Origin of the sequence: Pseudomonas sp. EA_5y_Pfl2_R50 (assembly GCF_963970475.1) — a bacterium.
Taxonomy (GTDB): domain Bacteria; phylum Pseudomonadota; class Gammaproteobacteria; order Pseudomonadales; family Pseudomonadaceae; genus Aquipseudomonas.
Window position 1 is genome coordinate 1 of record NZ_CAXAPT010000035.1, and the last position, 1,341, is coordinate 1,341.

The window sequence follows — 1,341 nt, forward strand, 5'->3', positions numbered from 1 at the left end:
AGCGCGCTGGCGAGGTTCTTGAGGTTTTTCCAGGACACGAAGTCCATCGAGTTCCTGAGCAGATGCACGATGCACGTTTGGACGATCGCGTCGGGGAAGACGGCGGTGATCGCCTCGGGGAAGCCCTTGAGGCCATCGACGACGGCGAGCAGGATATCCTCGGTGCCGCGGTTGCGCAGCTCGTTCATTACCCGCAGCCAGAACTTCGCACCCTCATTCTGCTCGAGCCACAGGCCGAGGACCTCCTTCGCGCCGTCGGCGCGAACGCCCAGCGCGATGTGAATGGCTTTGTTGCGAACTATGCCCTCGTCGCGGATCTTGACCCGGATCGCGTCGAAGAAAACCAGCGGGTAGATCGGATCGAGCGGCCGCTGCTGCCACGTCGCCACCTCGTCGAGCACGGCGTCGGTCACCGTGCTGATCAGATCCGGCGACACGTCGATCCCGTACAGATCGTGGAGATGCCCGGTAATCTCGCGGGTGCTCATGCCGCGCGCATACATCGACACGATCTTGTCGTCGAAGCCGGGAAAGCGGCGCTGATACTTGGCGATCAACTGCGGATCGAAGCTCGCCTGACGATCGCGTGGCACGTCGATCGCCAGCTTGCCGGTGTCGGTCATCACGGTCTTCCGACCGTAGCCGTTGCGCGTGTTGCCGGCACCGTCCTGGCCGGCCAGGTGATGATCCATCTCCGCGTTCAACGCGCGCTCGGTCAGCGCCTTCTTCAGCGAATCGAGCAGGCCACCTTGGTCAAATGCAGCACTCGCGGCACCGCCCGCCAGCAACTGGTCGAGAAGCTCATTCGGTATCGCAGGTTCTTTGCGTCGGGACATATGGGATCTCCTCTTTACCCATTATGCCCGCCCACACACGGAAATCCTGACAGTCCCCCGCTGCCGGATCTTCAGCGGCACCGCGACCACAACGAACAGACCCGCAGCACAGTAGAACAAGACCAACGCTGTATCGCGTTGCCGCAGGGCAATCCAGATGAGACAGGAAACCGCGACGATAGGGGTTATCTTGGTCACCCACCACAAGGCCGATCCCCATCCGGGTTGATCGCGCATGTCCTTGTTTACTATCAGCACGATCAACGTCGCCGCGACCTTCAGGCCGATGGCAAGAGCGGCGATCCAGCTCAAAAAGTCGATCAGGGTGGAGAAGCCGAACGTCAGCATCACATGATGATGCGACGCAGCTTGTTGCCGGGCAACCTGTAATCCGTCCTGGATGGTAAGGGACAAAGCCGGATCATATGTCGGTGAGGTCTTCGGGGTAACGCCCACCAAGCTGGCAGAACAGGAACCAGGTTTCCTGTCCCCGTCCGGTCAGGAG

2 protein-coding genes are annotated in these 1,341 nt (G+C 61.0%); both read right to left on the reverse strand.

Features of this window, described 5'->3' with window-relative positions; translation table 11 throughout:
- A partial coding sequence (locus AACY19_RS26520) for an IS256 family transposase (RefSeq protein ID WP_339454454.1) occupies window positions 1-836 on the reverse strand: 836 nt, incomplete at its 3' end.
- 21 nt (window positions 837-857) lie between these two features.
- The gene (locus AACY19_RS26525; RefSeq protein WP_339454455.1) at window positions 858-1,250 is read right to left on the reverse strand and encodes a hypothetical protein; all 393 of its coding nucleotides are present in this window, start codon (window positions 1,248-1,250) and stop codon (window positions 858-860) included.
- Window positions 1,251-1,341: the final 91 nt, after the last annotated feature.